Genomic DNA, 12820 nt, shown 5'->3' on the forward strand with positions numbered 1-12820 from the left:
CGGTCCGCCATTATATAGGCCCCGGCTTGGCGGTCAAAATACTGATTGGGCCCTCAGGCGCCGGATTTCATGCTCTCAATGCTCAATTTCATCTCGCCGAGACGACGTGCCAGCGCACCGACGTTCCCCGCCCCCTGGGTCAGCACCAGGTCCCCCTCTCCGACCAGTCCTGCCAGCACTGAGGGTACGTCGTCCGGGGTCGCGACAAAGATGGGCTCCAGGTTGCCACGGGAGCGGATGGAACGGCACAGGGCGCGGCCATCAGCCCCCGGTATGGGCTCTTCACCGGCGGCATAGACCTCCAGCATCACCAACACGTCTACCTTGGAGAGCACATCGGCGAAGTCCTCGTAGAGGTCGCGGGTGCGGGTATAACGGTGCGGCTGGAACACCATGACCAGGCGCTTCTCGGGCCAACCGGCGCGAGCGGCATTGATGGTGACCTTCACTTCGCTCGGGTGATGACCGTAATCGTCCACCAGCATGGCCTTGCCGCGGCCAGTCTCGAATTCACCATATTGCTGGAAGCGGCGACCCACGCCTTCAAACTTGGCCAGCGCACGGATGATGGCATCATCGCCGATCCCGTCTTCGGTAGCGACCGCAATCGCTGCGGCGGCATTGAGCGCATTGTGGATGCCTGGCAGGTTCAGGGTCACTTCCAGCTCACCAGCGCCCGCTCGACGGACCCGGAAACGGCTGCGATTGCTGGTCTGCACAAAGTCCAGCACCTGTACGTCGGCATCATCGCAGAGACCATAGGTGATGGTCGGGCGGGCGATCTCGGGCAGCAGGCCACGGATCACGGGATCATCCACACACACCACGGCCAGACCGTAGAAGGGCAGGTTGTGCAAAAAGTCGATGAAGGTGGCTTTCAACCGGGAGAAGTCACCGCCGTAGGTATCCATGTGATCCGCTTCGATGTTGGTCACTATGGATACCATCGGCTGCAGATGCAGGAAGGAGGCGTCACTCTCGTCCGCTTCGGCGATCAGATAACGGCTGCTGCCCAGGCGGGCATTGGTGCCGGCGCTGTTGAGCAGGCCGCCGATGACGAAGGTCGGATCACGCTCAGCCTCGGCATAGATGCTCGCCACCAGACTGGTGGTGGTGGTCTTGCCGTGGGTGCCGGCGATGGCGATGCCATGGCGGAAACGCATCAGCTCGGCCAGCATCTCGGCGCGGCGCACCACCGGGATGCGCAGCTCGCGGGCGGCCAGCAGCTCCGGGTTGTCCTGCTTGATGGCTGTAGAGACCACCACCACACTCGCCTCGCTCACATGCTCGGCGCTGTGGCCGACGAAGATATGAGCCCCCAGCGACGCCAGCCGCTCGGTCACCGCATTGCGGGCCAGATCCGAGCCTGTTACCTGATACCCTTCGTTGGCAAGCACCTCGGCGATCCCGCCCATACCGGCGCCACCTATGCCGATAAAGTGGATGCGACGCACGCGACGCATTTCGGGGATCACAGTACGCAGTTTTGCCAGTTCAACCTTGGTCATAATGTTCTCTCAGTCTGCCCAGCGGCGAGTCGTTTACACTCATCGGCTACCCGCTCGGCGGCATCGGTAATCGCGACGCGACGGGCAGCTTGGGCCATGTTCAATAGGGTTTCTCTGCGTCCGGCAAGCCAGCTGAGGCGTGCGGCCAGCGAGGCCGTGGTCAGCTCGGATTGGGGCAGGAATTCAGCACCGCCGCCATCGACCAGGGTCAGGGCGTTGCGGGTCTGGTGATCATCCACCGCATGAGGCAGTGGCACAAAAATGGCGGCAACTCCGGCTGCAGCCACTTCGGAGACGGTCAGGGCCCCCGCGCGGCATACCACCAGATCGGCCCAGGCATAGGCATCAGCCATGTCTTTGATGAACTCGCTCACCTCGGCCTCAACGCCCTGATTGGCATACTCCTGCGCGACAACCTCCCGGTTGCCCTTGCCGCACTGATGGCGCACCGCGATGGGGACACCGGCAGCGGCAACGGCTGGCGGAACCTGTTCGTTGAGCACTCGGGCCCCCAGGCTGCCACCGACGATCAGCAGGTGCAGCGGTTCGCTGCTGCTGCGCAGTTGGGGATCCGGCAAGGCCACCACCTCCGGGCGCACCGGATTGCCCACCACAGCGGTGCGACGGCTCGGGGCGAAGGCCCCCGGAAATGCCATCAACACCCGCTTGGCGATGCGCGCCAACAATTTGTTGGTCATACCGGCCGCCGCATTCTGTTCATGGAGCAGCAACGGGATGCCGGAGAACCAGGCGGCCACGCCACCCGGGCCGGAGGCAAAGCCGCCCATGCCGAGCACCACGTCTGGGCGAACTGTCTTGAGCACCTGACGCGCCTGCAGGATCGACTTGACGATACGGTAGGGTGCCACCAGCAACCGCTTGATGCCATTGCCGCGCACCCCCTGAATATCGATGAAGGAGATGGGATAACCGTGGGCAGGCACCAGTTCGGCCTCCATCCGGTCGGCGGTGCCGAGCCAGTGGATGGTCCAGCCCTGGGCCTTGAGGCGATCGGCCACGGCCAAGCCGGGGAACACATGGCCCCCGGTTCCGCCCGCCATCACCAACAGAGTCTTGCTCACGAAACCTCCCGCACGCGCGCCTGGGCACTGGCCTGACGCAGCTCGAAATCGATACGAATCAACATACTCACCGCCACCATCATGATGATGAGACTGGAACCACCGTAGCTGACCAGCGGCAGGGTCAGCCCCTTGGTAGGCATCATGCCGCTGGCAGCACCGACGTTGACGAAGGTCTGGAAGCTGAACCAGATGCCAATACCGATGGCCAGGTAGCCTTCATACAAGCGCTCGGCCACCAGTGCCTGGTGCCCCAGCTTGAGTGCCTTGAACGCCAGCGCGAAAATGAGGAAGAGCGCGCCCAGCACGCCCACATAGCCCAGCTCTTCGCCCAGGATCGCAAACACGAAGTCGGTATGCGCCTCCGGCAGGTACTCCATCTTCTGAATGGAGTTGCCAAGTCCCTCGCCAAACCAGCTGCCACGACCGAACGCCATCAGTGACTGGGTCAGCTGGTAGCCGCTGCCGAACGGATCGGCCCAGGGGTCGAGGAAGGAGGTTACCCGTCGCATCCGGTAAGGCTCGACGATGATCAGGGTCACCACGGCGCCCACCCCCACCAGGATGAGGCCGATGAACTGCACCAGCCGCGCCCCCGCCAAGAACAACATGCCCAGCGAAGTGACAAACATCACCACCACGGATCCCAGGTCGGGCTGAGCCAGCAGCAGTATGGCCACCACGAACAGCACAGCCATCGGCTTCATGAAGCCGATGAAGCGCTCGCGCACCTCGTTCTGGCGGCGCACCAGGTAGCCCGCCAAATAGACAAACAGGGCCAGCTTGCCGAACTCGGCCGGCTGCAGGTTGAAGGGGCCGAGCGGCAGCCAACGGATGGAACCGTTGACGCTGCGCCCCACCAGCAGCACCAGCACCAGCATGATGATGGCAAGCACCAGCATGGGGCCGTTGTAGTGTTGCCAGCGAGCCATGGGCACTTGCAGCACGAACCAGGAGATGCCGAGCGCCATCACCAGGAAGAGGCCGTGGCGCTTCACGAACATGAAGGGATCGTTGTTGATGGCGATCCCCTCCGGGATCGAAGCCGAGGCCACTATCACCAGACCCACCGCCATCAATGCCAGTGCCAGCACCACCAGTTGCCGATCGTAGAGGCCTGCTGGACGCGCAGGTAGCAACCAGCGTTTCAGCACACCTGCGACGGCGCTAAGGGCGTTCATAAGGTGTGTACCAGCTCGGTGAAACGATCACCGCGCGCTTCAAAAGACGTGAATTGATCCAGGCTGGCGCAAGCAGGCGCAAGCAGCACCCAGTCACCAGGTCTGGCATCGGCGGCAGCCTTGGCAACGGCGGCCTCGAGGGAGGCGACCTGCTCGGTCTGCTCGCCCAGAGCCAGCAGCACCTCGGCATCCTGACCGAAGCAGTACATGTGATCGATCTGGTTGCCCAGCAGCGCCTGGATCGGGCCAAAGTCTTGGCCCTTGCCCTGACCACCGGCCAGCAGCAACAGGCGCCCCTTGACCGACTCGCGCACACCGGCAACGGCAGCCAGAGTAGCCCCCACGTTGGTGGCCTTGGAATCATTGATCCAGCGCACCCCATTCACCTCCCGCACGAAGCGGGCACGGTGGGGCAGGCCTTCGAAGCGGCGCAGCACGGCCAGTTGTGGTTCGCGGGGAATGCCTACCGCATCGCACAGGGCCATGGCGGCCAGGGCATTGGCCTGATTGTGGGCACCGACGATCTTCATGTCGTCCACCGCGAGCAGTGGCTCCCCGTGCAGGGTCAACCAAGGGCGCCCCTCCAGCAAGCAGCGGCCATAGCCGTTGCAGTCGAGGCCGAAGCTCTGCCACACCTGACCCACATCGGGCAGGGTCTGGGCATCGTCGCGGTTGATCAGGATGTGCTGGGAATGCTGATGGATCTCCATCTTGGCGGCGCGGTAGTCAGCCATGCCCTGATAGCGATCCATGTGGTCCTCGGAGAGGTTGAGCACCACGGAGGCGGCGGCACGCAGGCTGTGGGTTGTCTCCAGCTGGAAGCTGGAGAGCTCCAGCACACAGAGATCCATCGGCTGCTTGAGCAGATCCAGCGCCGGGATCCCTATGTTGCCACCGACGCCGACCTTGAGGCCCGCCTCGGCAATCATCTCGCCCACTAGCGTGGTGACAGTGCTCTTGCCGTTGGAACCCGTGATGGCGATGACTGGCACCTGGGCCTCGCGCACGAACAACTCGATATCGCCGACGATGCTCACCCCGAACTCGGCCGCGGCTTTCAGCTCGGGGGTCGCCAGGGCGATGCCCGGGCTCGCGACTATCATGTGCGCCTGCCTGAGCAGATCGCCGTCAAGTCCCTGGATCAGTGCTACCTCGGCGGGCAGTTGATCCTTGCCCGGCGGGTTGGCGCGGGTATCCATCACCAAAGGCGTGACACCACGGCCGAGGAAGTAATCGACGCAGGAGAGTCCGGTTTTGCCGAGTCCTATGATGATGACCATGGCTTACCTCACCTTCAGGGTGGCGAGACCGAGCAGCACCAGCATGAGGGTGATGATCCAGAAGCGCACGATGACGCGCGGCTCCGGCCAGCCCTTCTTCTCATAATGGTGATGGATCGGAGCCATGCGGAAGATCCGCACGCCACGCAGCTTGTAGGAGCCCACCTGCAGGATCACGGAGACAGTCTCCATCACGAAGACACCACCCATGATCACCAGCAGGAACTCCTGGCGTACCAGCACGGCTATGGTGCCGAGCGCGCCGCCAAGAGCCAGGGAACCTACGTCCCCCATGAAGACCTGGGCCGGGTAGGTGTTGAACCAGAGGAAGCCCAGACCCGCCCCGACAATGGCGGTACAGACGATCACCAGCTCGGAGGTATAGGGCACGTAGGGAATGTGCAAGTAGTTGGCGAAGTTGACGTTGCCGGTGGCCCAGGCGATCAGCGCGAACCCCCCAGCCACCATCACGGTCGGCATGATGGCCAAGCCGTCCAGTCCGTCGGTCAGGTTGACCGCGTTGGAGGTACCGACGATGACAAAATAGGTCAGCACAATGAACATCAGACCGAGCTGCGGCATCACATCCTTGAGGAAGGGCACCACCAGCTGGGTCTGACCATCGTGGGTGGCCGTGGCGTAGAGAAACACAGCCACGCCCAGCGCGACCGCCGACTGCCAGAAGTACTTCCAGCGGGCGATCAGACCGTCGGTATTCTTGCGCACCACCTTGAGGTAGTCGTCGGCAAAGCCGATGGCACCGTAGGCACCGAGCACGAACAGCACCAGCCAGACATAGGGGTTGTCGAGACGGCTCCAGAGCAGCACAGAGATGAAAATGGCCGCAATGATCATCAGGCCACCCATGGTCGGGGTGCCTTTCTTGCTCAGGTGGGACTCGGGACCGTCGTTGCGGATCACCTGGCCGAACTTCATGATCTGCAGACGGCGGATGAGGTGTGGCCCCATCCAGAGCGCCACCACCAGGCCGGTGATGATCGACAGGATGGCGCGAAACGTCAGGTAGGAGAAGACGTTGAAGAAGGTGAAATGCGGGGTGAGCAGTTCCGCCAGCCAGACTAGCATGTGGCTGACTCCTGACGGTCAACGACCATCTTGACGATATCTTCCATGCGGGAGCCGCGGGCGCCCTTGACCAGAATCGAAATTTCTTGATGTGTATTTATCATTTGCGCAAGCACTTCAAACAACGACGCCTTGTTATCGAAATGTCGGCCAACCGCGGCATCTGCGGTATGGCGACTATGTTCTCCTACTGTCAGCACGGCATCCAGACCGCACTCGCGGGCATGACGGCCCACCCGGGCATGTTGCTCGGCAGACTCATCACCCAGTTCCCGCATGTCACCAAACACCAGTACCTTGAAGCCGCCCATGGCGGTCAGGGCATCAATGCCCGCCAGCACGGATTCCACGCTGGCGTTATAGGTATCATCTACCAGTTTCAGACCGCCCCAGCGCTGAACGCAGAAACGCCCCTTGACCGGCGCCATCTGCTCCAGCCCCGCCTTGACGGAGTCGAGGGATGCACCGAGGGCCAGACAGCCCGCAGCGGCAGCCAGCGCATTGGCCACATTGTGGCGACCGGGGATCGCTAGGGTCAGTTGCAACTCGCCCTGTGGGGTCACCAGCACAAATTCGGCGCAGCCTTCATTGTTAAGCACCACGTTTCGAGCGTGGTATGGCTGGCTCTGGTCTTCGATGGAGAAGGCGTTATGGATGCCGCGTTCCCGCCACTTCGGCCAAAATTCGTTATCAGCGTTGACGATGGCGCTACCGCCCTCGCTCAGGCCTTCAAAAATTTCGCTCTTGGCGTGGAAAATCCCTTCAAGAGAACCAAACCCCTCCAGATGAGCGGCCGCCACGTTGTTGATGATGGCGGCATCAGGTTTGGCCAGTGACGTGGTCCAGGAAATCTCACCCTTGTGGTTGGCGCCCAGCTCCATCACCGCAAACTTGTGCTGCGGCTCGAGCCGCAGCAGTGTCAGCGGTACGCCCACCTCATTGTTGAAGTTGCCAGCGGTGGCCAGCACCTCGCCTTCGTGACGCAGGATAGCGGTAGCCATCTCCTTGACCGTGGTCTTGCCGCAGCTGCCGGTGATGGCCAGCACTTTGGGATGGATGCGCTCGCGCACCAGCTTGCCAAGGCGGCCCAGCCCCTTGAGGCTGTCGCTGACAACCAGCTGGGGAATGGCCAGTGGCAATTCCCGCTCCACCAGCAGGGCAGAGGCCCCTGCGGCAACGGCCTGATCGCAAAAATCGTGGGCGTCGAAACGCTCACCGCGCAGCGCAACAAACAGGGCGCCCTTTCCCAGGGTGCGGGTGTCGGTACTCACAGCCGTGATCTCGCCGTCGCCACCGATCAGACGGGCATCGAGTACCTGCGCCAGCTCGGCAAGCCTGAGGGTCATCATGTGAATGACTCCAATAATGTGTGCAAGGCGACCACGACGGTTTCCCGGTCGCTGTAGTGCCGCTTGTCGGTTCCAATGATCTGATAATCCTCATGACCCTTACCGGCCACCAGGATGATGTCCTGTTTGCTCGCCTGACCGATGGCCAGCGCAATCGCCTTGGCCCGGTCGTGCTCCACCTGCACCGCAGCAGGATCGCGAAGACCCGCCACCATGTCGGCCATGATCCGGGCCGGCTCCTCGGTACGGGGATTGTCGTCGGTCAGGATCACGCGATCCGCATACCGTTCAGCCATGGCCGCCATCATGGGGCGCTTGCCGCGATCCCGGTCGCCACCACAACCCACCAGACACCAGAGCTGACCTTTGCAATGCACTCGCAGGGCCTGCAATGCCTTCTCCAGCGCATCCGGGGTATGGGCGTAATCGACCACGGCGAGCGGCGCATTGCCGCCACCGAAACACTCCATGCGGCCGGTCACCGGCTGCAATTGGGGGGCGGTCGCCAGCAACTCGTTGAAGTCGTAACCGAGCACCAGCATGACGCCCATTGCCGCCAGCACATTGCTGACGTTGAAGCGGCCGAGCAAGGGGGCGGATAATACACCATTCCCCCAACTGGAGTTAATCTGCGCGCGAAAACCTTGCTGGTGAAAATCGAGTTGCTGCGCCGTTAACTGACGGCCAACATGATTTTCAATCGGGCCATCAACACTGAAAGCTACTGCAGTCGGGTATTTTTCGAGCCACTTGGCGCCCAGCTCATCATCCCGGTTGATCACCGCATTCGGTGCATCGACCCGTTGCAGCAACAGCTCCTTGGCCGCGCCATACGCTTCCATGGTGCCGTGATAGTCGAGATGATCCCGGCTCAGGTTGGTGAACACGGCCGCCGCGAAAGGCAAAGCCGCCACACGATGCTGCACCAGACCGTGGCTTGAAACCTCCATCGCCACCAGATCCGCCCCCTGCAACTGCAGCTCAGCCAGATTGGCCTGCACCTGCACGGCACTGCCGGTGGTATTTTCCGCTTCGATCAGCTTGCCAAACAAGCCATTGCCTATGGTGCCCATCACGCCAGCCTTGCCACCGAGCAGAGTACGCCAGTTGGCAACCAGCAGCGCCGTGGTGCTCTTGCCATTGGTGCCCGTGATGCCGACCAGTTCCAGCCTGTTGGCAGGCTGCTGGTAGAAGTAACCGGCCAGTTCGGAGAGTCTGGCTGGCAGACTGGGAATACCGATGCAAGGAACGGCCAGCTGAGGTGCGATAAATTCACCATCCTCCTCAAATACAACAGCGGTCGCGCCCTGAGCCACCGCCTGTTCGATAAACCGTCTGCCATCCACCTGATGACCACGAATGGCCACGAAGAGACAACCGGGCCCGACCCGCCGACTGTCCAGCTGGATATCGGTCAGGGCAAGCGCCGGGGCACGGATGCCGAAGGGGCGCAGTAATGCATCAAGTGCGCGGTGCAACATGGGAAGCCTCCGTATGGGCAGGAATGCAGACGCTCACACCGCGAAACAGCATGGAATACGCCCCAGAACAGATGGGATGGAGGGCCAGGTCAAGTGCGCGGTGCAAGGGGGGCCTCCGTACGGGCGAGTTTGGCAGGTACTGCAGGCGGTAACGCATCGGGACGAATATTGAAGAGCTGCAGCACCCCGCCCATGGCTTCGGCAAAGGGCGGCGTCGCAACGGCACCACCGTAGTAGGCATCGCCCTTGGGCTCGTTGATCACCACCACCATGACGAAACGGGGGTTGCTGGCCGGGGCAAAACCGGCAAACCAGGCCATGTAATCCTTGCCGTAGCCGCCAGCGACGGCGACCTTGGCGGTACCACTCTTGCCACCGACCCGGTAACCGGGGATCTGCGCTCTCGGAATGGCATTGCTCACCACGTACTCCAGGGCCTGCAACATGGCGGTGGCGTTGTTGTGGTCGATGACCTGCTCACCCTTGGGCGGCTCGGTCACCTTGACGATGGAGAGCGGCACCCGCTTGCCCTTGTTGGCCAGGGTGGCGTAGGCGGAAGCCAGCTGCAACGGAGTGACCCGCAGGCCGTAACCGAACGAAAGGGTAGCCCGCTCGATATCGGACCAGCGACGACGCTGGGGCAGCATGCCGCTACTCTCGCCCATCAGTCCGCTGCCGGTATCCATGCCGAAACCGACCATGCTGAGGGTATTGATCATCTCCTGCGCCGGCATACGCAGCGCGATGCGCGACATGCCAATGTTGGAGGAGTAGCGCAGTATGTCGTACAGGTTGGTCGCCTTGTGGATGCTCACATCACGAATCTGCTTGGCCCCGATATACAGTGGCCCGCCCGGGATTGTGTCTTTCCAGCTGGTGACGCCTGCCTGCAGGGCACTCAACAAAATCAAGGGTTTGATGGTCGAACCCGGCTCATAGGTATCGGTCACGACCCGGTTGCGTACCCGGAAACTCTGGTACTGACCGCGGTTATTCGGGTTGTAGGAGGGGGTGTTGACCATGGCGAGCACTTCGCCGGTCTTGATATCCAGCATCACCATGGAGCCGGAGGTTGCCTTGTTCTCGTCAGTGGCCCGCTTGAGAGCACGGTAGGCCAATGCCTGTACCCGCTGGTCGATACTCAGCTGCAGATCGTTCGCGTTCTTGCCCTCCTTGACAAGGCCAAGCCGTTCGATGACCCGGCCCTGCCTGTCCTTGCGCACCCGCATCTCACCCGGGGTCGCGGTCAGCCACTCGTTGTAGCTGCGCTCTATCCCTTCTATCCCGCTGCCATCTATGTTGGTCACCCCCACCAGATGGGCACTGATCTCACCGGTGGGATAGAAACGACGCGCCTCTGGGCGCAGATAGATGCCACCCAGCTTGAGGCCCTTGATGTACTCCGCCACCGCTGGAGTCACTTGCCGCTGCAGGTAGACGAAGCGCTTGCTCGGGTTGGAGATGCGGTGTTTGAGGGTATTGATGTCGAGCTTGAGCACAGCGGAAAGCGCCAGCCAGGCGCGCTCGTTATGAATAGCGCCGGATTCGTGCACCGTCTTGGGGTCGGCCCAGACGGCCTCCACAGGCACAGATACGGCAAGCTGTTCGCCGTTGCGGTCGGTGATCATGCCGCGCACTGCCTGGGTGGCGGTGGTCCGCAATGAGCGCATGTCCCCTTCCTGGCGCAGCCGATCCGGGTCTATCACCTGGATCCAGGCCAGCCGCAGGATCAAGCCAGCAAACGCAATGCCGATGAAGAACACCAACGTGCGAAAGCGCCACGGATAGAGTGACGGTGCTTTCGTCTTGGGTGGGGCCTTGGCAGATGCCTTGCGTTTCATGGTTGTGTGATTACCTTCTCGGTGGTCACCAGCGGGCGAGCCATATGCAATTTGTCCATGGCCAGGCTCGCTACGCGAGAGTGCTCAGCCAGCGTCCCCTGCTCCAGCAGGAGGTGACGCCATTCGATGTTGAGCCGATCCTCTTCCGCCATCAGATCATTCTGCTGGGCGGTCATGCCACGGGTCATGTTGGTCACCAGGATCACAGCAAAGGCGGTGATCAGCACCGCAACGGCCAGCACGACCTGCAGCTTGTGCCGCCAGAGATCGCCGAGGATCTCCCTGGCCAGATGAACACGCACCTCGCTCATGACTTACTCCGCCAGTCGCTGGGCGACCCGCAGCACAGAGCTGCGCGATCGGCTGTTTTCGGTGACTTCATGCTCGGAAGGTTTGAGCGCCTTGCCGACCGCCTTCAATTTGCGGCCACCGGCCAGCTGGGCCTCGGTCAACGGAATGCCGCGCGGCACCTCGGGGCCTTTCTCGTGCTTGCGGATGAAGTGCTTCACCAGCCTGTCTTCCAGCGAGTGGAAGCTGATGACGGAAAGACGCCCCTCGGGAGCGAGCGCCTGCAGGGCACCGTCCAGCGCGGTCTCGATCTCGTCCAGCTCGCTGTTGATATAGATGCGGATGGCCTGGAAGCTGCGGGTGGCGGCGTGTTTGCCCTTCTCCTTGCTCGGATTGACCCTGGCAATCATCTCCGCCAACTGGCGGGTTCGCACATAGGGCTCGGTGACCCGATCATGGACGATGGCGCGGGCTATTTTCTTGGCAAAACGCTCCTCGCCGAAGGTCTTCAATACCCAGGCAATGTCATCCACATCGGCGCGAGCCAGCCACTGTGCGGCACTCTGGCCTGAGGTGGGGTCCATCCGCATGTCGAGCGGGCCGTCTTTCATGAAACTGAAACCACGCTCGGCATCGTCCAGCTGGGGGGAGGAAACACCCAAATCCAGCAGAAAGCCGTCTACCTTGCCCAGCAGATCGCGCTCGGCCAGATAGGTGGTAATGCCGGAGAAGGGGCCGTGCACGATTTCGAAACGGGGATCCTGGATCTTGGCAGCCTCTGCAATGGCCTGGGGATCCCGGTCAATGGCGATCAGCCGGCCGTTCGGGCCCAGGTGCTGGAGAATGAGACGAGAGTGACCACCCCGGCCAAAAGTACCGTCGACGTAGATGCCGTCCGGCTTGATGGCCAGCCCTTCAACGGCTTCGTGCAACAGCACTGTGATGTGTTCAGCGGCTTGGGTCATTTATAAAGAAAAATCCTGTAGTCGTGGCGAGCTTGCCCAGTCGTCCTCGGGCAGGCCCTGAATGTCATCATTGACCTGTTGTTGCCAGCGGGCTTCATCCCACAGCTCAAACTTGTTGAGCTGGCCCACCAGCATGATCTTCTTGTCCAGCCCCGCGTGGTTACGCAGTGGCTGGCTCAACAGCAGACGGCCATTGCCATCCAGCTCGCATTCGGTCGCATGGCCGAGCAACAACCGCTGCAAGCGGCGCTCTACGGGGTTCATGCTGGAGAGCATCTTGAGCTTGCGCTCTATCTCTTCCCATTCGTTCAGGGGGTAAAGCAGCAAGCAGGGATGAGCAATATCTATGGTGCAGACCAGCTGGCCCTCGCTTTCGTCGCGCAGCCAATCACGGTACTTGGTCGGAATTGCCAATCGCCCTTTGCTGTCCAGGCTGATGGCGTGAGCACCACGCAACAAATTGCAGTCCCTGAAAATGAGTTAAGGGGGCAAATCGCCCGATAAAAACCACTTTGATCCACTTTTCCCCACCTTGAAGTTTAAGGACGTGCTGAGGGCTTTTCAAGCGAGGATATCGGGCATAGGGAACATATTGACGCAGTGCTTGGGCAGCGCTGATTAAATGAGTTGATTTTCCACGAGTTATTTGAGTTAACGGCAATCTGATTAATTGAAATCAACTAAAAAATAAACAAAGAGGACAAAAAAGATACATTGGAGGCATCCCTCGTTTCTTGGTACTCGATCAGCGCCTAAATC

At 61.4% G+C, this 12820-nt stretch carries 11 protein-coding genes; all 11 read right to left on the reverse strand.

All coding sequences use genetic code 11. The features are described 5' to 3' along the window. Nucleotides 1–53 precede the first annotated feature (53 nt). Nucleotides 54–1508, reverse strand: coding sequence for a UDP-N-acetylmuramate--L-alanine ligase (gene murC, locus GWQ22_RS01160; RefSeq protein WP_042039045.1), 1455 nt, complete (start codon nt 1506–1508; stop codon nt 54–56). Further along, nucleotides 1505–2590, reverse strand: a complete 1086-nt coding sequence (murG, locus tag GWQ22_RS01165; RefSeq protein ID WP_275929242.1) for an undecaprenyldiphospho-muramoylpentapeptide beta-N-acetylglucosaminyltransferase — start codon at nt 2588–2590, stop codon at nt 1505–1507. The genes murC and murG overlap by 4 nt, the downstream gene beginning before the upstream one ends. Beyond that, nucleotides 2587–3771, reverse strand: a complete 1185-nt coding sequence (gene ftsW, locus GWQ22_RS01170) for a cell division protein FtsW (RefSeq protein WP_042039047.1) — start codon at nt 3769–3771, stop codon at nt 2587–2589. Before ftsW ends, murG begins: the two co-directional genes overlap by 4 nt. Continuing rightward, entirely contained in the window at nt 3768–5051 is a 1284-nt protein-coding gene (gene murD, locus GWQ22_RS01175) for a UDP-N-acetylmuramoyl-L-alanine--D-glutamate ligase (protein WP_275929243.1), read from the reverse strand. The genes ftsW and murD overlap by 4 nt, the downstream gene beginning before the upstream one ends. 3 nt (nt 5052–5054) lie before the next feature. Continuing rightward, a complete protein-coding gene (gene mraY, locus GWQ22_RS01180; protein WP_042039051.1) occupies nt 5055–6137 on the reverse strand; it encodes a phospho-N-acetylmuramoyl-pentapeptide-transferase in 1083 nt (360 codons plus the stop codon). After that, nucleotides 6131–7486, reverse strand: a complete 1356-nt coding sequence (gene murF / locus GWQ22_RS01185) for a UDP-N-acetylmuramoyl-tripeptide--D-alanyl-D-alanine ligase (protein ID WP_275929244.1) — start codon at nt 7484–7486, stop codon at nt 6131–6133. The genes mraY and murF overlap by 7 nt, the downstream gene beginning before the upstream one ends. Beyond that, the gene (gene murE, locus GWQ22_RS01190; protein ID WP_275929245.1) at nt 7483–8967 is read right to left on the reverse strand and encodes a UDP-N-acetylmuramoyl-L-alanyl-D-glutamate--2,6-diaminopimelate ligase; all 1485 of its coding nucleotides are present in this window, start codon (nt 8965–8967) and stop codon (nt 7483–7485) included. Before murE ends, murF begins: the two co-directional genes overlap by 4 nt. Nucleotides 8968–9056: 89 nt before the next feature. Next, nucleotides 9057–10808, reverse strand: a complete 1752-nt coding sequence (locus tag GWQ22_RS01195; protein WP_042039057.1) for a penicillin-binding transpeptidase domain-containing protein — start codon at nt 10806–10808, stop codon at nt 9057–9059. Continuing rightward, nucleotides 10805–11119, reverse strand: coding sequence for a cell division protein FtsL (ftsL, locus tag GWQ22_RS01200; RefSeq protein ID WP_042039059.1), 315 nt, complete (start codon nt 11117–11119; stop codon nt 10805–10807). The genes GWQ22_RS01195 and ftsL overlap by 4 nt, the downstream gene beginning before the upstream one ends. 3 nt (nt 11120–11122) lie before the next feature. Next, on the reverse strand, nt 11123–12061 hold the full coding sequence (gene rsmH, locus GWQ22_RS01205) for a 16S rRNA (cytosine(1402)-N(4))-methyltransferase RsmH (protein ID WP_042039060.1): 939 nt from the start codon (nt 12059–12061) through the stop codon (nt 11123–11125). After that, nucleotides 12062–12520, reverse strand: a complete 459-nt coding sequence (gene mraZ, locus GWQ22_RS01210; RefSeq protein WP_042039062.1) for a division/cell wall cluster transcriptional repressor MraZ — start codon at nt 12518–12520, stop codon at nt 12062–12064. It lies immediately after the preceding gene. Nucleotides 12521–12820: the final 300 nt, after the last annotated feature.

Source organism: Aeromonas sp. 1HA1 (assembly GCF_029237385.1).
GTDB lineage: Bacteria > Pseudomonadota > Gammaproteobacteria > Enterobacterales > Aeromonadaceae > Aeromonas > Aeromonas popoffii.